Consider the following 21,823-nt stretch of genomic DNA (forward strand, 5'->3'; position numbering starts at 1 on the left):
ATGTAGTCTCTGGGCTTGTCTCCGCGAAGGAGGCAAGCCTTTTTTCGTTCCCGTCGACCCGTGCAAAAACCGAGAGGTTGGCCCAAAAAACCATAAAAAATGCTCTGCGCCGTTTTTTTGTCCACTCCGATACGGCCTATCTTGATAATTATCAGTATCTTTGTGGCAGAAACAATCACAATGCTACAAATCATGAAAAAACTGTTTATCTTCCTGCTGTTGCTGACAGCCATCCCCATGATGGCGCAGAACACCACCGAGTACGAGGTAAAGCTGAAGAACAAGATGCACATGAACGTACAGGTATGTACGGACGGCATCTTCCGCGTACGCTTCTCGCCTCGTGACAAGTATGCCGAAAATCTCATGCTGCGCTACAATGTGCAGAAGAAAGACTGGCAGCGCGTCGACTGCAATACCACCGACAAGGGTGGAGTGATGACTATCACCACCGGACTCTACTCCCTGACCATCGACAAGAAGGACGGCTCTATCAGCGTAGCCGACAAGTCGGGCAAGAAGATAGTGGACCGCGTCAACTACCTCAAGGGCACCGACCCGCTGCTCGCCTCGCTGGGCAAAGACATCAATGTGAAGTTTGCCGACATGAAGGTGGCAAAGAATAATGGTATTATCGGCGACGTCAAGACCTCGGCTGCCGCCAAGGATACTGCCGAGACCGGCGAATACAAGAAGTGCAGCATCATCAACTTCACCCTGCGTGAGGGAGAGCGCTTCTACGGCGGTGGCAGCACCAGTCGCGAGCACATCCAGCACCGAGGAGAGTTGCTGCGTATGTGGACAACATACCAGCACACCGAGATACCACAGCCCATGCTCATCAGCAGCAACGGCTGGGGCGTCTTCAACAACACCACACTGAAGCACTTCTTCGACATCGGCCGTCACCAGAAGGACATCATGTCGGTCTACAACACCACCGACGAAGCCGACTTCTACCTGATGCTCGGCAAGGATATGCCCGCCATCATCGACGCCTACACCCTCATCACCGGCCGTCCTTACCTGCAGCCCAAGTGGGCCTACGGTCTCTGCTTCGGTCCCAACATGCTCGAAAACCAGTTTGACATCCTGCGCGACGCCGTCGAGTTCCGTCGTATGGAGGTGCCTTGCGACCTGCTCTGGCTCGAACCCCAGTGGATGGAGAAGCGATACGACTTCTCTACGAAGAAGAAATGGAACTACAAGCTCTTCTCGGCAGAGGCTTACTGGGACTCATGCAAATACCCGAAGAAGGAAAACCATCGCCTGCTCGTCGGACGCCTCAAGAACATGGGCTTCAAGCTCGGCCTCTGGCTCTGTGAGGAATACGACCTGAGTATCGCCGAAGAGGACGCGCTGGCAAAGGCTGCCGGCAAGCCCGAAAGCGGCAAGGAACACTGGATGGACCACCTGCGCAACTTTGTAGACAATGGCGTGCGCGGCTTCAAGATGGACCCCGCCCGTACTATCGATGAGCATCCCACACGCGACTACTACAACGGTTACACTGACAAGGTGATGCACAACCTCAACCAGATACTGCTGCCCAAGCAGATGGAGGTGATGATGCGCGACCATACCGGCCGACGCAACTGGCATCACTACACCGCCGGATGGGCTGGTACACAGCACTGGGGTGCATCGACCAGCGGCGACAATGGTGGCGGCAAGACTGCGCTCTTCGACCAGCTCAACCTGGGTATGAGCGGCTTCCTCAACACATCGTGCGACGTGATGTCAGTGCCCAAGGAGCAGGAGATGCAGAGTCTGCACTTCGGTCTCTTCCTCCCCTGGGTACAGATAAATAGTTGGTACTCGCTCCTGCAGCCCTTCTACTTCTCTACCCATGACAAGGCTATCTACAAGTATTATGTGCAGCTGCGCTACCGTCTGCTGCCTTACATCTACACTGCCGCCATCGAGGGTGCGCAGACTGGTATGCCTATTGTAAGGTCGATGCCGCTCGAGTTCCCTGCCGACCGCAATGTCGACGATGCCTGCTATCAGTATATGTTTGGCAAGAACTTCCTCGTAGGAATATTCAGCAATGAGGTTTATCTGCCCAAGGGCGAATGGACCGACTTCTGGAATGGTGAACGCGTACAGGGTGGACGCACCGTGAAGCGCGATATCCCTGAAGGTCGTGCCGGTCTGCTCTTCGTGCGTGAGGGCTCTATCATCCCCATGCAGCGCGACATGAACTTCGTGGGCGAATATCCCATCGATACCCTTACCGTCAAGGTATTCCCCAAGGGCAAGTCTTCTTATACCCTCATGGAAGACGATGGCGAGAGCTATGACTACGAGAAGGGTGCCGTGGCTCGTACCACTTTCGACTGCGCCCAGAACGGTCAGCGCGTCGACTTCACCGTGCAGCCCGTCAAGGGTCAGTACAAGGGTATGTACACCAGCCGTACCTATAAACTCGAGGTCTATACCCACCGCCGTCCTACCGCTGTCAAGGTCAACGGAGTGGCTACCAAGGACTTCACCTATAGCCCCGAGGGCATCGTCAGCGTTACCCTCCCTCAGAAGGACGTCCATGCCAAGGCTACTGTAAGCATCCAGTAAGTCTGCCGGCATAACCCATATCTCCGTAGGGATACCCGCTTCTGGTGCAGAGTCAGAGGCGATGCCCTCCGGAACACCGATTATCCATATACACTACGCCCTGAAGGGACCGAAGCAGCCGTTTGGCTCAGCTCTCATCCCTTCAGGGCGTAGTGTGTATCATGGCGTGAGTCGCCTAATCCTCCAGATACCCCTTGGTGAAAAGGTCGTAGGAGATAGCTTCAAGTTCGGCTACGCTCCGCTGGCTCAGCGCGCGCTCTATCTTGTCTATGAGTTCGCGGCGCCGCATCTCGTCGTCGCCGTCCAGCCGTCGTGTATATCTATTGGTCATGGAGTTTCAGGAGTGAATGGTTATGGTAAATGCGATAGTCATTGTTGCTTGTCTATTGGTCGTGGAGTTTCAGGAGTGAATGGTTATGGTAAATGCGATAGTCATTGTTGCCATACATGCGGTTGATGTCGAGCCGTGCCGTGGCTGGCACCTGTGGTGCCTTGGTGCCTTCGCCTACCACCGCAGTACCCGTCTCTACTCGCAGTTCATCCCAGAGGTCGCGGTCTATGAATGACTTGAGCGTAGAGGCACCCCCTTCCACGATGAGGCTCTGCCGCTGCTCGGTGTAGAGACGCTCCAGAATAGCGTCGATAGTCGTGTTGTGGCTCAAGACAATCCGCTCGGGCGCCGGGCCAACCCAGTGGCGCACATTGAGCTGTGGCTTGTCGCGCTCGGCAGTCACCCTGCCCACGAGGATGGCGTCGCTCTCTGCCCGCAGACGGTGCGAGACCATCTGGGTCATGGCGTTGGATATCATCGTGGGCTTGTAGTGGTCGTCGAGGAAGCCATCAGCAGTCTGCGCCCACTTCAGGATGATGTAGGGACGATGATGGGTGTGCATAGTGATAAAACGGCGGTTGAGCCAACGACATTCGCGCTCGAGCACACCCACTCTGACCTCGATACCGGCGTCGCGGAGACGCTGGATGCCACGTCCGCTCACACGGGCGAAAGGGTCGATGCAGCCCACCACAACGCGCTTGACGCCCTTGGTCACGATGAGGTCGGCGCAGGGAGGAGTACGGCCGTAGTGGGAGCATGGCTCCAGGCTGACATAGAGTGTGGCGCGGCCGAGGAGCCCTTCGTCTTCGGGCTTGACCGATGCAAAGCAGTTGACTTCGGCATGGCCCTCGCCGCAACGCACGTGGTAACCTTCGCCGATGATGCGGTCGTCGGCCACGAGCACCGCGCCCACCATGGGGTTAGGCTTGGCGTTCTGTTGTCCACACGCTGCCAGTTGCAGACAGCGTTTCATGTATCTTTCGTCTATATCCAGTGTTGTCATCATTGTCTTATTTATGCCAGTATTTCACTTCCACCTTCTTGCCATGCTTGTCCTTGACGGTGAGTCTCAAGTCGCCGCCGTTGTGGTCAAAGTAAGTGGCGCGTAGGGGGTGCAGACCAGCCTTCATGGCGTGTTGGCCAGTCACTTCCATAATGTCGTGCATGCCGTCGCTGTCTACCACCATCTTGTCGTCGATGATGAGTTGGCTGCCGTCATCCGAGTAGAGCGCGAAGGAGTAGATGCCGTCGTGGGGCACCTCGATATACCCCGTGATGACCAGTCCGATATTCTCACGGGCCTCGCGAGGAATGACCACGCCATCGGTGACATATTCGCCCTTAATCTGAGCTTTCTCGATGCCGGCACAGTTGTCGCCGCCATAGTCATACCACACATTGCGCAGCCCAGGCAGCAGTTTGCCGTCCACGCCTACCGCCTCTGCCATAATCGTCTTGACCAGCGAGGTGCTCACGGCGTCGCCTTTGCGTCCGTCGGCGCCAAAGGGCCTGAAGATGAAGTGCGTGGTCTGGCTCACCGCAATCGGACCGGTATATTTGGGCGACGATACCTGTGGCATGGTGCCGTCGGTGGTATAGTGTATGCTCACCGAGGGGTCTATGCAAGCCACGCTCACCGTGTCGCTGTCGGTGAAGACGGCGGTGCGGATGAGTCCGGTCACATCGGGCAACCTGTACTGTATGCCCATCGCCTCCAGACGGGGCAGATGCTTGAGCATACGACGGCTGAAGTCTTCGTAGTCCATACGTTCAGGACGGCTCCAGGCGCGCTCTGCCACCGCCATAAACCGTGGAAAGAGCTGGTACCACATGCGTTCGGCGCTCGCTATGCGCTCTCCCCACAGACAGGAGTGGATGCCACGCACGTGCTGACTCTCTTCGGCGTTGAGGGTGGCGTAGGGGTCAAAGCGGTAGATACCTTCCATCTTGCTGGGGTCATCGCGGCCACTGAGATAGAAGTAGGAGACGGGCACGTCGATAAGGTCGTTGCCGTGGCTGGTAGCCCGCTTGGGCCCCTTGGGCAGCCACGAGCGCCACCACATCACGGTGGTGTAGGGCGAGAGACCTCCGTCGACGACGTCGTCCCAAGCAATCATCTTGCGACCATGTGCGCGGAAGAAGTCTTCCATATAGTGGTTGAACCAGGTCTGCAGTTGAGGCTCCGAACTGAGTCCGTTGTCCTTCATGCGACGCTGGCAGTCGGCGCAGGCACGCCAGTTCTTCATATCCACCTCGTCGCCACCGATGTGTACGTATTCATAGGGGAAGAGACCAAAGACCTCGGTCCAAACGTTCTTGCAGAACTCCAGCATGGTGTCCTTGCCGGGGCACATAGGTGTCGAGAAGAGTCGTCCCCACCGCGTATCTTCCGAGCAGGAGAGGCCGCCCACACACTGGATGGCAGCCAGACTGTGGCCGGGCATGTCCAACTCGGGTATCACGTCGATGCCACGCTCGGCGGCATAAGCCACGACGCGTCTCACGTCGTCCTGGGTGTAGTAGCCGCCATACTCGCGCGAGCCGTCATCAGCGGTGCGCATCTTCTCTTCGGGCAGCAGCAGATTGGGCATGTCCTCCTGCTCCGCGCGCTTGAGGCAGAGCGAGTCCTGACCGTTGAGCCGGCGCCAGCCACCCTTGAGCGTGAGCGCGGGATAACGCTTGATTTCGATACGCCAGCCCTGGTCGTCGGTGAGATGCCAGTGGAAGCGGTTCATCTTGTAGTATGCCATCATGTCGAGCACCCGCTCTATCTCGCCCACCGTGTAGAAGTGGCGCGAGCAGTCTATCATGAATCCTCTCCAGCCAAACTGCGGCGCGTCGCTTACCTTCACGCCAGCCACCGTCGCTCCTGTGTCCGGTGCAGCAGGCATCAGTTGGCGCAGAGTGGCTATGCCGTTGACCACTCCGGCATAGTCGCCGCCCTCGATGGTGGCTCCCTTGGCGCCGACGCTCAGCCAGTAGGCTCCGCTGCCGAGACTGCGGTCGAGCCCCAGCCTTATGTCGCCCTTCTTGCCGCCAGTCCTTACCTTGCGACCCGTCTGCTGCGTCAGGGCATCAGCCAGATATGTCGCGGCGTGGCCAAGAGCCTTGTCGGTGGTGCCTACGGTGAGCGTGGCGGGCAGAGTCCACGTGGTGCCCACGGTCTCCATCTCTACGGGTTGCGGGATGATGGCCGTCTGCTGTGCCCGGGCGCTGCCGGCGAGCCACAATGCGGCTGCCGCGACCCACATTCGGCCCGCGATAGCGGCTATTCTGGCGCCTGCTGATTTTTTATAACCCTCTTTCCGTTTCATATCCATATTTTTTTATAACTTTGTGCGTATGACATACAATGAGTTGTGCCGAAGGCTTTCGCCTCTGTATGGCGAAGGCGAGGCTCGCGCCATCGTGCGCATGGTGGTCGAAGACGAGTTCGGCCTTTCGCCCACCGATATATATATGGGCAAAGTTAACCAATTATCCGCAGACGAGCGAGCAAATCTGGAGGAAATTGTGGCAAGGATAGCCAACTATGAGCCCGTCCAGTATGTGCTGGGCCATGCCGATTTCAGCGGACGCCGCTTTGCCGTGGCGCCGGGAGTGCTTATTCCCCGCCCCGAGACGGCTCTGCTCATCCCCATGATAGGCAGCGCCGCCGCCCGCCCCTTCACCCTGCTCGACATCGGCACCGGCTCGGGCTGCATCGCCATCACCGCCGCGCTCGACTATCCCGACGCCACGGTCACGGCGTGGGACATCTCCGACGACGCGCTTCGCATAGCCCGCGCCAATGCCACCCGCCTGGGTGCCCAGGTGTGCTTTGAGCGACAGGATGCCCTGGCGCCGCCCGCCGACACCGCCCTTTGGGATGTCATCGTGAGCAATCCGCCCTATATCTGCATGAGCGAGCGAGCCGAGATGAGCCCCCATGTGCTCGACCACGAACCTGCCACGGCGCTCTTTGTGCCCGACAGCGACCCACTGCTCTTCTATCGCGCCATAGCCCGCTATGCCACCCGCGCGCTCAAGCCCGGCGGCACCCTGCTTTTCGAGATCAACGCCCTCTACGCCTCCGAGACCAGCGCCATGCTCCACGCACTGGGCTTTGCCGCCTCCGTAGAGCGCGACCAGTACGACCGTCCACGTTTTATCATCGCCCGACTATGAAACCACTGTCCGAAGAACAGGCACTCAAACGCCTCGCCGCCCTGTGTTCCCAAGCCGAATACTGCCAGGGCGACATGATGAAGAAGATGGAGCAGTGGGGACTCGCCGACGATGCCTGCAGCCGCATCATCGACTATCTCGTCGACAACCGCTACGTAGACGACAGCCGCTACTGCCGCTGTTTTGTCGAAGACAAGATAAGGTACAACGGCTGGGGACGACGCAAGATAGAACAGGCACTGTATGCCAAGCAGGTATCTGCCAGCATCTATCGCCCCATCCTCGACGAGGTGCCCGCCGAGACCTATGTCGACATCCTGCGGCCTATGCTCACCCAGAAGTGGCGCACCATTACCGGTCGCAATGACTACGAACGCAGTCAGAAACTCATCCGTTTTGCTCTTGGTCGTGGCTTCGACTACGACATCATCCGTCGTTGCATCGACGGCATCACCTCTCTGCCCGATGATTGACCTCTCCGCCCGACTCCACGACCTGCTCTGCACACGCCACTGCGCCATGTGCGGCGAGCGACTCTCTTCCGGCGAGCACGCGCTCTGCTCGGTCTGCAACGCCTGCCTGCCCCGCACGGGCTACGACGCCTCTCCCGCCGACAATGATATGGCCCACATGTTCTGGGGCCGCATCCCCATCGAGCGCTGTGGCGCCCTGTTCTTCTACAAGGGCGGCAGCGGAGCCAGCCAGTTGGTCTACGACCTCAAGTACAACGACTCGCCCGACACCGCCGAAGCCCTTGGCGCCATGCTTGCCACCGAGTATGGTGCAGCGTCCTTCTTCGACGGCATCGATGTCATCGTGCCCGTTCCCCTGAGCCGCGACCGCATCCGCGAGCGTGGCTACAACCAGAGCGTCGAGATTGCCCGCGGCATAAGCCATGTCACGGGCATCGCCGTCGATGCCGGTGCCGTGGGGCGCATGCACTTTGAGTCGAGCCAGACCCACAAGCAGCGCTGGGACCGCAACGACAACGTAGCCCATGTCTTCCGCACCATTCACCCCGAGCGCTTCAGCCACCGCCACATACTCCTCGTCGACGACGTGGCCACCACCGGCGCCACCCTTTGCGCCTGCGCCCAGGAGATAGAGAAGGCGGGCGATGTTACCTTCTCCATCCTCACCTTGGGCTTTGTCAAGGCCTGACCAGCCACCGTCTCCGCTTCTGCGCCATCGGTCTGCAGAAGCGCCCCCATACCCTTACCTTATTATATAGTCATCTCTCTGCCGCCAAAATCATTATTTTTGGGTATTGTGCAGTCCTCTGAACCTCGCTAACTTTGTAGCGGTGATACAATCATCGACTACAGACTCATTATTATCAATTCAAAAACCAAGAAGATTATGAAGAAAACAGTGATTATCTACGGCTCAAGCACCGGCACCTGCGAGGAACTCGCCGGCAGAATAGGCGCCCGACTGGGGGTAGACGATGTCATCGGCGTCGGTGACCTCGACGACAGCGTCATAGCCTCCAACGACAACCTCATCCTGGGTACATCTACGTGGGGTGCCGGCGAGATGCAGGACGACTGGTACGACGGCGTGCGCACCCTCCGCGGTGCCGACCTCTCGGGCAAGACCGTGGCCCTCTTTGGCTGCGGCGACTCCGAGTCTTATCCCGACACCTTTGCGGGTGGTATGGGCGAACTCTACCAGGCTGTCGTCGGTGCCGGAGCCCACGTGGTGGGAGCGGTGCCAGTCGACGGCTACACCTTTGATGCCTCCGACGCCGTGGTCGACGGCCACTTTGTGGGCCTTGCCCTCGACGAGGTCAACGAGTCCGACAAGACCGACGCGCGCATCGACGCCTGGGCAGCCGCCATCACCCCCAGTCTCTGACCAGACCATCCCCGTTTCGCCATTCTCCACATTAAAAGTCACAATCATGCAGCAAACCACGCTATTACCCGTAGATATGAAGGTACTGATGAACCATATCTACGAATACAAGAAGGGAGTGCGCCGTATGGTGCTCTTCACGTTCAACAAGAAGTATGAGGAATTTGCCCGGCGCGTCTGGAGAGCCAGCACATCCACTACATCATCCAGCCCGTGGGCAACGACCGCCTCAATCTTTACTTCGGGCGCGAGGAGTGTCTCAACGCCATACGCATGATGGTGACGCGCTCGCTCAATCTGCTCACCCCCGAAGAGGACTTCATGCTCGGCGCCATGCTGGGTTATGATATCTGCACCCAGTGTGAGCGCTACTGCGAGCGCAAGGGCCGCTGCGCGCAGGGCGATGCCCATTGCGCTAGAGGCGATACCCTCTGCGCCCGTGGCGATGCCCTCCAGTCGTGTGGCTGATGCCTTGGCTGGCTCGTAACGTAAGTCACGAGGGCTCGTATCAATAGGCACGGGCTTACGTATCAAATGTCACGAGGGCTCGTATCAATAGGCACGAGCCGCTGGAGGTCATCAGCAGGTTGCTGGAGGTCATCATAATTCTGCTGGAGGTCATCATAATTCTGCTGGAGGTCATCAGCAGATTGGTGGAGATGGTTGCGGGATATACCACAAGAGAGAGCGTAATGCCCATGACGGGCTTTACGCTCTCTCTCGTTGTTGTATTATGCTCTCTTGCCGCAGCCTTGCGTCCTATAGTCGCAGCCTTGCGCTCTTTTGTCGTCGCGGGCGCAGCGGCGGGCGGCTACTTGATTATTATCTTCTTGTCGCGGGTGATGTAGACACCGGGCTTGAGTCCGCTGAGCGACTCGCCGGGCTGTCTCACCATCACGCCGTTGAGGTCGTAGACGGCGTTGCGGCTGTCGGTGATGCTCACGGGTGGGGTGATGCCGGTGGCGCTGCCTATACCCAGTGATATGGGCGACGCCGAGCCGTTGTCGGCATGGAAATAGCCACGGAAGCGGGTGGTATAGACACTCGCGGCGGCGTCGACATAGTAGAACTTGTCGCTGCTGATGTAGTAGTTGCCGTCGTCGGTGGCTATGGGATAGATGCTATAGGCGCCTATGAAGCTGTAGCCGTCCTTGCTGTCGGCGGGCACGCCCCGCTCGGGTTTCTGGGTAGTGGTGACGCCCAGGTCGTAGAGCATGGTGGGGTTCTCGTCATGGGCATACGCCGGACTGTTAATCTTGGTGGGCTTGATGAGGTAGGGCGTGTTGGCCTCCATCGTGTTGACGGGGGCAAACATGAGCGTGGTGCCGCTCACGCCAGTCATCTGTGCCACCAGGGTACCCTGTCCGAACACTGCCTCTGGGTTGTCTACCGCGCAGGGCAGACAGATGGTGTTCCATGTGCCCTTATGGAATGAGCGGTAGAGGCTCACCTTAGCTGCCTCGACATCTTCGGGGGTGTAGTCGGCACCCTCGTTGAGCAGCACGTTGACGGGCGTCATGTCGCGATAGACCACCTCGACCTCGGTGGGACCCTCGACGGTTAGGGTGTAGGGCGTCATCTCCTTGAGGGTACCGTTGATGCGATAGCCCACCAACCGGAAGTTGTCCTTTGCCCTGGCGTCGAGCACCAGCTTGGTATTGTAGTCGTAGTAGCCGGTCGAGACGTCGATGTCGCCTTCTGCGCTGTTGCAGTTTACGTCGACCTTGTACGACTCGGCCTGGAATACCGCCGAGAAGTCCTTGGTGCTGCGCGCCTCGGTGGTGAATACCTCGTCGGTCGATACTATCTGGTCGTCGGCATTGCTCTTCCAGTGTACAAACTTATATCCCGTGTTGGGCGTGGCGGTGAAGGTCATCGTGCGTCCATAGGGCGCTGTGCTGGCTATGGCTGCGGTGCCCGCCTTGAGCGGTGCCTTACGCGTGGTGACCTTGCGGCCCTCCTCGCCCTCGATGACGCAGTCTACGTTGCCACACTCGGGCAGCGGCAGCACCTTGACATTGAAGTGCACCAGACCGTCCTTGAAGAGCATCCATCTCACCTGCTTGCCCTCGGCCCCCATGAAGCCTTCGGCATCGCGTATGTTCTCGCTCTTGACCTGCAGCGCGTAGAAGCCGTTGTCGGTGAGGGCTGCGGTGTTGATCTTGAACTCGCGCTTGTTGTCGGCGGTGGCTGGGGTGATGGGCAGCGCTGTGGTCTGGGGCTTGCCCTCGAGTCGCAGCACGATGTCGTCGCGGGTGAAGGTCTGGGTGTCTATGTCCTTGTTGAACTTGACCGTAAGCTCGGTGATGGGCTTTTCGGCTATCTGGTCGTCTTCGGGCACGGTCTCGATGCTTACCACATCGAGGCGCAGCTCGGGCATCGGCTCAAACTCCACTATGTACTTCACTGTACCTGGGCCGCTGCTCAGGTCGGCTATGTGCAGACGGTAGTCGAGCAGTGGGTCTATGCCGTCCTGCAGCGTGTAGTCGGTGGTCCAGAAGTTGTCGGAATCGAGGGTCTCGCCCGTGGTCTCGTTCTTGATGCTCAGTATCTTGGCATACTTGCCCGCCGGGTTGGCCACCGAGGTGTAGAACCACTGCCTCTGCGCCACATCGACGGTGATGCGGTACTTGCTGTCGCCGAGCGCCTCTATCCTGGTGGCATCGCGCAGCGCCACGAGGTCTTCGTCGGTGCCGTTGGCGAAGTAGATATGGTCTGGGTCGTCGAACGCGTCGGGATAGTCGTTGGTTATCCATGCGCGGTAGGTCTTCTCGCCTATTCTGGCATTGATGCTGTGTATCAGCTCGTGTATGGATACGCGGTCAAGGAGCGAGAGGTCGGGGTTGCCATAGTCTGTGACGTGGGTCACGCTCACATCGTACTGGGTGAAGTGGCCGAGCAGCGACGAGGTGAGCTCCCATGTGGCATACGACGCCTCGCCCGCCTTGATGGTGCCAAACTGTGTGGCGACATCGCTGGAGAGCGCCATGGTCTTCTCGCCTCCGTTGAGGCTCGAGCTGAGTATGGCAAAGTCTATCATGAGTCCCTTCTGGTTGTCCACGATTTGTGGCTGCTGGGTAATCATGCGCACGTTGTTGGCGTCGCCGTTGCCCTTGTTGTGTATGAGCACGGAGAACTCGGCTGGCACCACGGGCTCTATGACATCCTCGGTAAGCGGGTTGTCGCCATAGATGTCGCGCTGCATGAAATACGTGAGGTCGAGGTCGGGCGATGGCTTCACCTGCAGGCTCACGGGGAAGAGCGAGCGGGTCTGGTCGGTGGCGCCGTCGTTGAATGCGAGCGTTCCGCCAAAGCTGTAGGTGGTCACATTCTCGGGTGCGGCATACTTGGTGGGTATGAAGAGGAATGTGGCTACACCCTTCTTGCCTGCGGGCAGGGTCCACTCGCCGTCCTTTTCGCCTCCGAAGCCTTCTATCTTCTCTACCTGTATTTCCATCTCGTGTCGGGTGGCTATAGCTCCGGTCTCCATGTTGGTGGCGTTGACATTGACCATGATGTGGCTCATGTCAGAGTTGGAGCCGTTGTCGATGGTCAGCGTGCCGCGGAATGCCTGTCGGGTGAGCACCAGCTTCTGCTTGATTTCGAGCTTCACCTCGGCGCAGGTGTTCTGCGAGGCAGTCTCCTGGTAGAGCAGCCAGTCCTTGCGGGCGCTGTTCATCAGGTCGTCGAGGGTGGCAAAGCCCATGTCGACCATCTGTGCCACGATGTCGTCTCTCTCTCGTACTATGCGGGCGAGCTTGTCTTCGTCGGGATGGTTGTCGCTGTCGTAGTCCATGCCTTCGAGCTTGCGCCACTTGTTGCGGATGCGCTCCACATAACTGCGCAGCGAGAAGTCGGCCACGTTGGCGCGCTTGTTGGGCATGAGCGAGGTGAGGTAGGCGCCCAGTCCCTGCGACTTGTCGTCGACGGTGGTGGTGGCGGGGATAGTGTTGAGGTCAAAGTCCCAGAGGTCGCCGTCGGCCTGCATCTTCTTCAGGGCGAAGTCGATGTCGGCGAGTGCGCTCACGAGTTCGTCGTAGAAGCCCTCGGTGGCGAGCGCCTCGCGGGCACCAGTGAGCTCGGCATTGTAGTTGAAGAACGACTCATAGTAACGCCAGTACATCACCTGCTTTCTGCCCGACGACTCGAGCAGGGCGGGCAGCACGGTGGGCTTGGAGTCGTCGTCGGCAGAAGCCTTTGCCATCGGCGCCTTGTCGGGGTCGAAGGGCTTGATCAGACACGACAGCTTGCCGGCAGGGCCGAGCGCCATGCTTACACCCCACTGCACGAGCTCATTGCCACAACCCTTGGCACCCTGGACGCCGTCCCATGAACCTTGGGCTACCATGATGCCGCTGGTGGCACAGGGCAGCCATGCCACGGGGTCTACGCATACGCAGTTGCAGACCTCGCACATGAGCGTGATGACGGCTTTTGCCACAGCCTCGCCACCGGGATTGATGGTGACGGTGGCATTGTGGCCGGGGCCGCCCGGTCCGCCTGGGCGTCCCATCTGCGTGGGTGGAGTCCATTCTACGCCTTCGTTGGTGGTGTTCTTACAGTCGCTGTCGTTGCCGTAAGCCCACTGGATGGGCTTCTCCAGATACGAGTACTTGCTTCCGGCGCCGCAGGGCCACTTGTAGTCGGTGCCCATCTTGCCCTTGCAGTTCTTCTCCGACGACGAGGCGCGTCGTGGCATCAGTCGCTTCACGTGGGGCGCAAACTGCGGGTTGTCGAAGTCTTCGGTGTGCATCACCAGGACGGGTATCACGTAGCTCTGTTCGGGCGCCAGGGTCAGTCCGGTGTGCTCGACCATCGGCATGAAGGTAAACCCGTGGGCGGTGGGGGGATAGTAGTTTACATCCTGGGCGGCTATGAGTCCGCGGTTGCGCAGCACCACGTTCATGAGCGTGGTGGTGCCGGGCTGGATGTCCTTCAGGATGAGCATGTCGGGCGCGGTGATGTCTACCACGGGCACCGGCACGTAGGTCTCAAAGGTCACCTTGGTCACCACCTCGTACTCGTCTTCCACCTCGGTCTCTTCGACATCCCAGTTGACGGTGATGGCCTGATAGCTGATGGTGGCGAGATGGGTGGTCACATCGCCGGGGCTTACCAGCACGTTCTGGCTGTAGGAGTCGTGCTTCTCGGCGGTCACATTGAGATGATAATATCCCTCGTTGAGATGCTCGAAGAGCACGTAGCCGTCGTCGCCCGTCACGTCGCTCATCACCAGCGCGCCGGTGTTGTAGTCGGTGAGTCTGACGGTGGCTCCGCTCACATAGGGCCGCTCTCCGTTCTTGTTGCCGTAGATGGTGTTTTCGTCCTGTACACGCACCTTGAGGCTGCCCTTGTCTTCGCTTACCACCTTGACATTGAAGAAGACCTGCTTGCCGTCTCCCTTCTCGCAGTTGATGGCTATGCTGCCTTTCTGGATGATGTTGACATCGAAGTCGGCGGCATTGAACCTCAGCATCACCGTGGCGCTGTCGCCGGTGGCCATCGACGGCATGGTGGCGGGTGTGGCGAGGCTGATGAACTTAGACAGAGCCTTGGGCAGGTCTACGGTAATCTTGCCCGTAGGCGCCAGTCCGGTATTGGTGATGACGAGCGGGTAGAGTCGGGTCTTGTTCTTGGTCACCGTGGTGTTGATACTGTTGGTCTCGACCACCAGCGTGGGCGTGTGCTCATTGGTGTAGTTGTAGGTGGTCACATCGAGGCGTGCGCCCTCATCGGTGGTGATGGCGAAGACCAGCTTGTCCCAGTCCTTGGTCTCGGACAGCGCCGTGGAGAGCAGGGTATAGGTAATCTCGGCTGTGCCGTTGCCCGGCAATACAGCCACCGTGCTGAAGCTGACGGTGTAGGCTCCAGCATCGGCACAGGCCACGCGAACATTGTGCAGGTCGAGGTCGGACATGTTCTTCAGCATGATTTTGCCCACAAAGGGCTCGCCCACGAAGAGCTTGTTGGTGATATAGTCGGTGGTGGTACGGCTGAAGCCATAGACCTTGAAGTTGCCCTGCTCGGTGGCGAGGTTCTCACCAGGGGTGCATACGCCGAAGCCGAACTCTCCGCCCATACCCGCGGGTATGGTATAGTCGATGGAGAAGTTGCCGGCGGCGTCGCTCACGGCTGCCAGTCGGGTGCGCGAACGTGCGTAGACGATGTAGGGCTCTACCTCTATGCCGGCAGCGGCTGTGCCGTCGGTGCGCTTGACACTACCGGTGAGCACCACCTTGTCGCCGAAGAGATACTTGTCCTTGGCTGCGGCGATGGTGAAGGTATAGGCAGCCACCACCTTGACGTCTATCGTGCTGCTGTTGTTCATCGTCTGCAGCTCGGTCACTTTGCCGTCGGGGTTGATGTGGGCTGTCACGCGGTAGGTTCCGGGCACAGCGGGTGCCTTGACCTCTGCCCACGTGTCATAGGTCTGTCCCGGGGCGATGGGCTTGTCGGTCTGCAGGGTCGTGGTGGCGTCGGCCAGAGTCACGGTGATGGGCGTGGACTGAGGCATGGCTATGGCGCCCACGTTCTTGATGTGGAGCATCACCTTGACCTGTGAGCCAGCCTCGATACCGACTGCTACTTCGGGCTTTTGCATCTCGGCGTCGGGCAGCGTCTGGTCGGAGATGAGCAGCCACACGGTGCCGGGGCTATAGCCCTCGCTGCTCGCCATGACCGAGATGGTGCGGTTGCCCTCGGTGGTCGAGTTGCTCAGCGCCACAAACGGGGTGGTGACGCTCTCCTTGCCGGCGGGTATGGTGACGGTCTGGGCAAAGTCGAGGTCGTTGCCCTTGGCAGAGAGCGCCACGGTGAGCGGCTGGGAGGTGTCGTCGTTGCGGCTTATGGTGAGCTGTGCGCCGGTGGCGTCGCCCTCGAGAATGGTGGTCTTGTCTGAGGTGATGTTCAGCGTGGGACCGTCATTGTCGGTGATGGTGATGGTCTCTGTCACGGTGGTCTGCTTGTTGCCTATGGCCGAGCAGCCACAGTCGGTGATGTAGACGGCAGCGGTAAACTTGACCGTGCGTGTGCCGTCGACCTTCTGGTTGTCCTTGACGCCGATGGGGAAGGTCACCTCTTCCACGCCCTCGTTCATGGTGATGGTCTGGGTGTAGTAGAGTTCGTTGTTGCTGTCGTCGCTCAGTTTCAGCGTAATCTTGCTGTTCACCGCGCTGTTGCGGGTTATGGTGGCGTAGACGGCATTGTATCCCGCCGCCTCGCTTACCGTGGTGGGCTGCAGCGTCATGCTGATGGCTGGCACGTCGTCGTCGTGGAGGATGAAGAGCGTGCTGGCCGTGAGATGGTGGTCGGCAGAGACGATAATCTTGATGGTCTCGTCGTTGGCAGGCAGATTGTCCTGGACGATGGGAATGTCTATCACCGCCTCGGTGGCACCGGCGGGGAAGGTGAAGGTCTGTGGCAGTCGGAAGCGGCGTGGCTTCTCTATGCTCAGGCTCACGGTCAGTTCCTCGCCCTCGATACGATAGGGCACGCTCACTCTGAGCTTGATGGACTCGCCCTCGTTGTACTCGCTCTTGTCGAGCTGCAGACTGAGGGGAAGCAACTCGTTGTCCTCGATGTCGAAGCTGACAGCCACGTCGGCGGGATAGCCGTGGGCCTTGGTCACCGTCACGCTGGCAGCCTTGTAGGAGTTGACGTAGTCATTGTCGGGTACCGTCACATCGAAGGTGGCCGTAGACTGTCCGGCTCTTATCGTCACCTGGGTAGTCACGCTCACGTGGTCGGGCTGCGAGGTGGCCACGCTGTAGGTCTCGTCGGTAGCGCGGTTACCACTGCGCTTCAGCTGGAGACGCATGCTCTGGCCTTCCTTCAACCGGGTGGCTGGGGCGGTCAGGAAGAGCATTTTTTCGACCGTTGCCTTGCCTCCGATGGCGGTGTTGTTGAGCCTGTCGGTGGCATACTCGCCCGTGTTGCTGTTGGGCTCGACCACCACCTTGGCAGCCACTTCACCGTCGACACCCACCGTCTGTGAGAGCACAAACTCGGCGCTGCGCGCGGTGTGTCCGCCCTGCAGCATGGTGTTGTTGAAGTACACATTGCCAATGTATACAGCCTCCTCGGTCTCGGTGTTGACGAGGTAAACCTTCTCGGTCCATCCGCTGCGCGTGTCGGCATTGCCCACGTTGCTCACCTTCCAGCTGACGCTGATCCTCTCGCCCGGCGTGAGCGTGGTCTGCCTGATGGCCACATCGCTCACTTCGAGGTCGGGGCTCGGCGCGCGCTGGATGGTATAACTACCGTTGGTAGAGCCAGTCTGGATATTGTCGCCGTTGCGGTTGGTTATCACCACATCGCTCAGCGTGATGGCGTGGACGCTCTCGGGGTTGAGCCCCGTGGGCACCGTCATGGGGAAGTTGAGCAGCACGCCGCCGCTTCCGGCGATGGGCTTGTTGCTCATATTCACGATTACCACCCTGTAGCGGTTGCTGCCCATGCCCCTCACCGATACGGTGTGGCCGTTGGTGTTGCGGTTGGTCAGCGTGGGCTGCTTGCCCGAGGTCTTGGCGAAGGGCAGCTGCAGGTCGAACTGCAGCGCCACTACGTCCTCGTTGTTGTCCATGCTTATGGGTATCATCACATCCTTGCCCTGTCCGCCCGTGAGGTGGGCCACAGAGATGGTGTTCTGTGCCTTGGCGCCTAAGGTCATGGCCACCAGCAACAGCAGGATATATATTGCTTTTTCTTTCATCTTCATGGTCTTCAGTTTCACTTACAAATCATTTTCTTTCCGTTCACGATATAAATGCCGTGGCCTTGGGTCTGCTCGAGCTTGCGGCCCTGGATGTCGTAGAGTTTGCGGTCGTGGCTGTCGGCATCTATGGTGTCTATGCCAGTGGCGGTACCGTCGCCTATCTCCACAGCTATGGGCTGGGCATCAGTGTCGGCAGCCGCTACGCGGGCGACACGTGCCGGGCGGGTGGTCCTGAGCAGACAGCGGTGTCCGCTCATGCTGTCGCCCGTGGGGCTGATGATGACTATGCGCACTCCGTCGCGGGTGTTGCGGGTCACCATCTGGTAGCGCATCGAGCCGAGTGCCAGTTTGACATCGGTAGCAGCGACGCCCTTGAGCGTGATGTCGATGGCGCCCACATTGTCGGCGGCATCTATCCACAGCTCGCCGTCGGCCATAGCCAGCCTGTTGGCGGGAGCCGCTCCGCGAGCCTTGATGCGTGACATGCGCACAGCCATAGCCTCGCTGCTCTCTTCGGTGCCTATAAACAGGTTGATGGTAGCCACCACGTCCTGCACATTGATAGAGTTGCTGGCGTAGGTGTCGGCAGCCATGAAGTTGAATGAGCCACTCTGCGTACCCATAATATAGTTGAGCGTATGCTGGGCATCGAGTACATCGATGCCGCCGTCGGCATTGGCGTCGCCCTTGGCCCAAGCCAGCGTCGCCCTCATGCGGGTTCCGGCCGCCGGACAGTACTGCGGGCGTACGACAAACTCGGTGCCGCTCGGCTGGCGGTAGTCTCCGCCCAAGTCGTAGCGGTAAGCGCCGTCGCGATAGACCATCTCGCCCACATAGTTCTCGCCCTTCACGGTGTAGAAGCGCAGCGTGGGACGGCCGTTGAAGTGCTGCCCAGCGTGGCTGTATGCCAACAGCGAGTTGAGAGTCACCCCTGCGCCCTGGTCACCTACGGTCCACGCCTGTAGAGGTATGGTCTGCAGGCTCTTGCCTTCGTTCTGATAACTCAGGTCGACCGATGTGATGGTGGCGGGAAGCAGGTCGGTGATTTCCGTGATTTGGTTGTAGCTCAGGTCGAGCCTCTCCAGCTTGGGCAACTGTCGGCAGAAGGCAGATACGTTGCCCCTCAGACTGTTGCGACTCAGGTTGAGAGAGGTGAGATGGTCCATCTGGAAACCCTCTACGGGCAGTTCGCCCTGGAGATTGTTGTTGCTGAGACTGATGGAGGTGACGTGGCCGTCGGTATCGAAGGTTACGCCGGGCCAGCCCGTCGCGGTTATCGCACTGGAGTTTATCTTCCACGTCTTTATCCATACCTCGCCGTTGGTGGCTTGCCATAGTTTCTTCAACGCCAGATAGTCGGCGTCGGCGATATATCTGTCTACGATGGCTACGGGGTCGGCATCCATACAGTTGTTGCTGCGGTTGTTCTCTCTCTCACCCGAGTGGACATTGGCGTAGACATTGTAGTAGGCGGTGCCCACCGATGCCTCGGGGCTTCTCACCGTGAATGTGACTTCGTATTCGCCTCCTGGCTCCACCGTGCCGTAGTGGGTCTGATAAGCCACTGCCTTGATGCCCGAGAAGTCGGCATTGGGGCTGTAGTGTACTGCGTCGTTCCACGCGTTGGTGGTGGCGCCGCGACCCACATTGCGTATCACGGCCTTGATGGTGAAGTCGGTATTGGCTTTGACCTCCTCGGGCACCGTGATTGATACCACTTCGAGGTCGGCAAGATACCTGATGTTGAACGTGCGTTTCTCGCTGTCTACGGTTTCACCACATTCGCCGTGGGCGGTGACATACCACTCATACGTAGCACCCTCTGCCACCTCAAGCGAGATGGCGGTGCCGGTGGTACGTTTGACTACCTCGTCGGCCTCGATGTCGGTGCGACGCAGATGGATGGTATAGCCCTCGACGCCTGCACCCATGTCGGTCCAGGTAAAGTAGACAGGCGCAAAGTTTCTCAGCGCGTTGTTGTCGGGCACGCCGAGAGAGAGCTTGCGACCCGTGATGACGGGCTTCACGTACACCTTATATATATATGTATATATGGGCGTGCCGTCGAGGGTCACCTCTACGTGGTAGGTCACGAGGTCTTTGGCGGTGCCCTTGTTGGTGAGCGTCATGGCGGGCAGATTGCCGGTGCCTATGGCCTGATAGCCCTCGACCTGGCAACCCTCTGCCACGCTGGCAGTCCACTTTACCTTTACCTTGTCGCTGGTGCTGATAGAGGTGAATGTCTCGGGCTGGGTCTGAGTGCCCGAACAGATGGTCTGGCTGCTGTATCGGTCTATCTCCGAGGCCAGGATGACGGCACCGTTGATAGCCATGTCGGCATTGACACCCTCCAGATGGGGCAGCAGCGCCATGAGCTGTTGCAGACGGGCCTGGTTGGAACCCGCGCTGAAGTTGATGGTAATCTTGCGCGGGGCTTCGTTGCAGAAGGTCATCTTGACCTTGGCGGCAGCCAGCTTGTCGGCAAGCGTCTTGACGAGAGCCAGCGTGGCGGCATCGGTCGCGTCGAGCGTGTGGTCCTTGGCGCCAGCCACGCGGATGCTGATGGCGCCGTCGGGAGTACACTGTGACAGCAGGCTGAACGCCTCGTGGAGCGAGGTGAAGTTGCGCGCACCCACCGCCGTGGCGTCCAGCGTGTAGTCGCCATTGGCTGTCCACGTGTTGGCGGGGTTTATCACGATGGTCTGCTCTGCCTCGGCGGTCTTGATGACGCCTCGGGCGGTGAGCTTGACCGTGTAGCTGCCAGCCTCGGCATAGATGTGCATGGGGTTGCGCTCGGTGCTGGTGGTGCCGTCGCCGAAGTCCCACGCGAAGCTGCGTGCATTGTCGGTACTCAGGTTGGTAAACTGGGCGCGGTTCATGTAGCGGTCTACGGAGAACTGTGCCTGCAGGTCGCCCTCCTCGAGGGTGACGACGCTTATCTTGCCAGGACGAGAACTGAAGGTGACGGCATTGTCGTTGGCATTGATGGCGCTGATGTCGGCAAAGCTCACGTCGTAGACGCCGTCTTCGATGGCACTGAGGGTGGTCACGGGGATGCGCACCACGGCTCCGTTGCTCTCGCTTATCTGCGTGCCTCCGCTGATGTTGACTGTGAGCCGCTGGCCGTCCTGACTGGCTGTCACGCTATACGCCGAGGTGCGCAGCGTGGTCTCTATCCGTGAGGCGTCGGCCTGGATGTTGTCGGGCAATACCAGCGTGAAGGTGAGCTGCTTGATGCCGAAGGTGTTCTCCATATAGATGGGCATCAGGGTGGTCTCGCCACGGTAGATGGAGGTCGATGTGGCGTAGAGCGCGAAGTGGTGGTTCTTGTCGGTCGACGGGTCTGCGGGCGACGGAGGCTGATAGACATAGTGGGCCACCAGCCTGATGTCTTCGGTGCCCATCGTGGCGCCATAGCCGCTGGTCGTGCCAACCACCTTGCCGTCCTGGGTCCACTGTTTGAGTACGTAGTTGTTGTTGTCATACGCCGAGATGCTGAACCAGCTGCCTTCCGACACCTGGAAACTCTTGCTCTGCGAGAACGAAGCAGCCGATGCCGGCTCGGCAGAGAAGTGTACCCAGTGGCGGGGCTTGGTCTCCGAGGGCTCGCCGGGGCTGCCGGGGGTGAAGCGGTAGTGGGCGGTGAGGGTCTCGTCGGCCGCGGTCACCTTGTAGTCGAAGTTGCGCTCGCGGCTCATCTCGTCGCCGGCACTGTTGGTCCAGTTGACGAAGGTGAAGTTGGAGTAGGTGCCAGCTTCGAGATGCACGATGGTGCCCTCCTTATACTCGCTGGTGCTCTCCTTGTCCACCGTCGAGGGGTCGTAGGCTATGGTGAGGCGGCTGGTAGCCATGCGCTCATAGTGGGCGGTGAGGGTCTCGTGGGCATTGGTCGTGGTGTAGGTAAACTTTGACCAGTCGCTCACGGGTTGGTCTTTGCTGTCGGTCCAGCCTCTGAACTGCCAGCACTCGGCGGTGGCGGTGGCAGAGACCGTCACCCGGGAGTTGACCGTATAGTGTCCGCTGCCCGAGGTGGTAGCCGCCTCGGCAGGCACAGCCTTGACGCTGAGCCTGTAGCGCGACGAGGGCTCGGCGGGGCTGTCGGGGTTCCATCCCTGACCACGCGCCCACAGACACATCATGAGCGCTACGATGGTCAGTATATATCTTGTAGTCCTCAT

11 protein-coding genes and 1 pseudogene are annotated in these 21,823 nt (G+C 59.4%); 6 read left to right on the forward strand and 6 right to left on the reverse strand.

Features of this window, described 5'->3' with window-relative positions; all coding sequences use genetic code 11:
• Positions 1 to 192: 192 nt before the first annotated feature.
• Positions 193 to 2,574: a TIM-barrel domain-containing protein gene (locus tag CIK95_RS00260; RefSeq protein WP_094421526.1), complete on the forward strand. Its 2,382-nt coding sequence runs from the start codon at positions 193 to 195 to the stop codon at positions 2,572 to 2,574.
• Positions 2,575 to 2,749: 175 nt separating this feature from the next.
• Here the strand turns inward: CIK95_RS00260 and CIK95_RS13260 are convergent, their stop codons facing one another.
• The 3 genes from CIK95_RS13260 to CIK95_RS00270 are packed head-to-tail and all read right to left on the reverse strand — an operon-like array spanning position 2,750 to position 6,222.
• The gene (locus tag CIK95_RS13260) at positions 2,750 to 2,905 is read right to left on the reverse strand and encodes a hypothetical protein (RefSeq protein ID WP_022310541.1); all 156 of its coding nucleotides are present in this window, start codon (positions 2,903 to 2,905) and stop codon (positions 2,750 to 2,752) included.
• Positions 2,906 to 2,957: 52 nt separating this feature from the next.
• Positions 2,958 to 3,911 carry a bifunctional diaminohydroxyphosphoribosylaminopyrimidine deaminase/5-amino-6-(5-phosphoribosylamino)uracil reductase RibD gene (gene ribD / locus CIK95_RS00265; RefSeq protein ID WP_094465959.1) on the reverse strand — a complete coding sequence of 318 codons (954 nt, stop codon included), beginning with the start codon at positions 3,909 to 3,911 and terminating at the stop codon, positions 2,958 to 2,960.
• Positions 3,912 to 3,918: 7 nt separating this feature from the next.
• Positions 3,919 to 6,222 (reverse strand): family 20 glycosylhydrolase, encoded by a 2,304-nt coding sequence (locus CIK95_RS00270; protein WP_254046374.1) that lies wholly within the window; start codon positions 6,220 to 6,222, stop codon positions 3,919 to 3,921.
• Between the two features lie 28 nt (positions 6,223 to 6,250).
• Here CIK95_RS00270 and prmC point away from each other — a divergent pair, with 28 nt between their 5' ends.
• The 5 genes and pseudogenes from prmC to CIK95_RS00295 all read left to right on the forward strand — a co-directional run bounded on the left by prmC (position 6,251) and on the right by CIK95_RS00295 (position 9,400).
• Positions 6,251 to 7,075, forward strand: a complete 825-nt coding sequence (gene prmC, locus CIK95_RS00275; RefSeq protein ID WP_094385272.1) for a peptide chain release factor N(5)-glutamine methyltransferase — start codon at positions 6,251 to 6,253, stop codon at positions 7,073 to 7,075.
• Positions 7,072 to 7,548 (forward strand): regulatory protein RecX, encoded by a 477-nt coding sequence (locus CIK95_RS00280; RefSeq protein WP_094465948.1) that lies wholly within the window; start codon positions 7,072 to 7,074, stop codon positions 7,546 to 7,548. The genes prmC and CIK95_RS00280 overlap by 4 nt, the downstream gene beginning before the upstream one ends.
• Positions 7,541 to 8,236, forward strand: coding sequence for a ComF family protein (locus tag CIK95_RS00285; protein WP_094465949.1), 696 nt, complete (start codon positions 7,541 to 7,543; stop codon positions 8,234 to 8,236). Before CIK95_RS00280 ends, CIK95_RS00285 begins: the two co-directional genes overlap by 8 nt.
• A 198-nt stretch (positions 8,237 to 8,434) precedes the next feature.
• Positions 8,435 to 8,932, forward strand: a complete 498-nt coding sequence (gene fldA, locus CIK95_RS00290; RefSeq protein ID WP_094421534.1) for a flavodoxin FldA — start codon at positions 8,435 to 8,437, stop codon at positions 8,930 to 8,932.
• Positions 8,933 to 8,978: 46 nt separating this feature from the next.
• Positions 8,979 to 9,400, forward strand: a pseudogene (locus CIK95_RS00295) (DUF2023 family protein).
• A 55-nt stretch (positions 9,401 to 9,455) separates the two neighbouring features.
• Here CIK95_RS00295 and CIK95_RS13000 read toward each other — a convergent pair.
• From CIK95_RS13000 to CIK95_RS00310, 3 genes are all read right to left on the reverse strand, one after another.
• A complete protein-coding gene (locus CIK95_RS13000) occupies positions 9,456 to 9,632 on the reverse strand; it encodes a hypothetical protein (RefSeq protein WP_158215041.1) in 177 nt (58 codons plus the stop codon).
• 111 nt (positions 9,633 to 9,743) lie between these two features.
• Positions 9,744 to 17,642, reverse strand: a complete 7,899-nt coding sequence (locus CIK95_RS00305; protein WP_158215042.1) for a CARDB domain-containing protein — start codon at positions 17,640 to 17,642, stop codon at positions 9,744 to 9,746.
• A gap of 17 nt (positions 17,643 to 17,659) precedes the next feature.
• Complete coding sequence (locus CIK95_RS00310) at positions 17,660 to 21,823, reverse strand: PKD domain-containing protein (protein WP_094465952.1); 4,164 nt, start codon at positions 21,821 to 21,823, stop codon at positions 17,660 to 17,662.

The sequence above is a fragment of the Prevotella sp. P5-108 genome, assembly GCF_002251385.1.
Classification (GTDB): Bacteria; Bacteroidota; Bacteroidia; order Bacteroidales; family Bacteroidaceae; genus Prevotella.

What these genes read in the sequence shown, in the direction of transcription:
- CIK95_RS00260 (WP_094421526.1), top strand. Translation starts at nt 193, where the DNA reads ATGAAAAAACTGTTTATCTTCCTGCTGTTGCTGACAGCCATCCCCATG.
- CIK95_RS13260 (WP_022310541.1), bottom strand. Translation starts at nt 2,905, where the DNA reads ATGACCAATAGATATACACGACGGCTGGACGGCGACGACGAGATGCGG.
- ribD (WP_094465959.1), bottom strand. Translation starts at nt 3,911, where the DNA reads ATGACAACACTGGATATAGACGAAAGATACATGAAACGCTGTCTGCAA.
- CIK95_RS00270 (WP_254046374.1), bottom strand. Translation starts at nt 6,222, where the DNA reads ATGAAACGGAAAGAGGGTTATAAAAAATCAGCAGGCGCCAGAATAGCC.
- prmC (WP_094385272.1), top strand. Translation starts at nt 6,251, where the DNA reads ATGACATACAATGAGTTGTGCCGAAGGCTTTCGCCTCTGTATGGCGAA.
- CIK95_RS00280 (WP_094465948.1), top strand. Translation starts at nt 7,072, where the DNA reads ATGAAACCACTGTCCGAAGAACAGGCACTCAAACGCCTCGCCGCCCTG.
- CIK95_RS00285 (WP_094465949.1), top strand. Translation starts at nt 7,541, where the DNA reads ATGATTGACCTCTCCGCCCGACTCCACGACCTGCTCTGCACACGCCAC.
- fldA (WP_094421534.1), top strand. Translation starts at nt 8,435, where the DNA reads ATGAAGAAAACAGTGATTATCTACGGCTCAAGCACCGGCACCTGCGAG.
- CIK95_RS13000 (WP_158215041.1), bottom strand. Translation starts at nt 9,632, where the DNA reads ATGGGCATTACGCTCTCTCTTGTGGTATATCCCGCAACCATCTCCACC.
- CIK95_RS00305 (WP_158215042.1), bottom strand. Translation starts at nt 17,642, where the DNA reads ATGAAAGAAAAAGCAATATATATCCTGCTGTTGCTGGTGGCCATGACC.
- CIK95_RS00310 (WP_094465952.1), bottom strand. Translation starts at nt 21,823, where the DNA reads ATGAGGACTACAAGATATATACTGACCATCGTAGCGCTCATGATGTGT.